Source organism: Acinetobacter sp. AS5, from assembly GCF_048957595.1.
Classification (GTDB): Bacteria; Pseudomonadota; Gammaproteobacteria; order Pseudomonadales; family Moraxellaceae; genus Acinetobacter.
Genome location: NZ_JARDAL010000142.1, coordinates 1 through 1,022 on the forward strand (window position 1 = coordinate 1; position 1,022 = coordinate 1,022).

The window sequence follows — 1,022 nt, forward strand, 5'->3', positions numbered from 1 at the left end:
GGTGCTTGTCCTACCTGTCATGGTTTAGGTCACATTTATGAAGTTACAGAATCGACAATGGTTCCTGACCCAACACTGAGTATTCGTGAGAGAGCTATCGCATCTTGGCCACCTGCTTGGCACGGGCAAAACTTACGCGATATCCTAGTAACCCTAGGATATGATGTTGATCGACCATGGAAAGATTTACCGCAATCGGATCGAGATTGGATTTTATTTACTGAAGAAACCCCAACAGTTCCTGTCTATGCCGGTTTAAGTCCCACTGAGACTCAGTCCGCACTTAAACGTAAATTAGAACCTAGCTATATGGGTACTTTCACTGGTGCTCGTCGCTATGTCCTTCATACTTTTGCTAATACCCAAAGCACGTTGATGAAAAAACGTGTTTCACGTTTTATGGAAGGAAAATTATGCCCTTCCTGTCATGGTAAACGCCTTAAACCAGAAGCCTTATCTATTACCTTTGCAGGAGTAGATATTGGTGAGTTTATGCAACTTTCTTTGGATAAGTTAACTTGCCTGCTTGAACCCATTGTTCTTGGCGATTTCGACGCTCATGATGCTGGCGAAAAGACTAATAATAAAGTAACTCAACTTGATAGATCTGAACGAGCAACAACAGGTAGAGCAGTGCATTCTGTATCTCCAGATGTAAGACGTACTTCAGCACTTTCAGATGAAAAGAAAATTGCTGCCCAGCGTTTAGCAAGTGGTGTGGTAGGGCGTTTAAATCAATTACGCCAGTTAGGCCTTGGTTATCTAACATTAGATAGAGCCACACCGACTCTTTCAGCTGGAGAGTTACAACGTTTGCGTTTAGCAACACAATTAAGTTCTATGCTATTTGGTGTAGTTTACGTACTGGATGAGCCGTCTGCTGGATTACATCCTTCAGATAGTCAGTCATTATATGATTCCCTCGATAAATTAAGAGATGCTGGGAACTCCGTATTTGTTGTAGAGCATGATTTAGAGCTCATGCGTCGTGCTCAATGGTTAGTGGATGTTGGACCAGATGC

General features: G+C 42.6%; 1 pseudogene. It reads left to right on the top strand.

Annotated elements, in window-relative coordinates:
* Positions 1-1,022 (top strand): annotated as a pseudogene (locus tag PV763_RS17635) (excinuclease ABC subunit A); the annotation flags it as partial.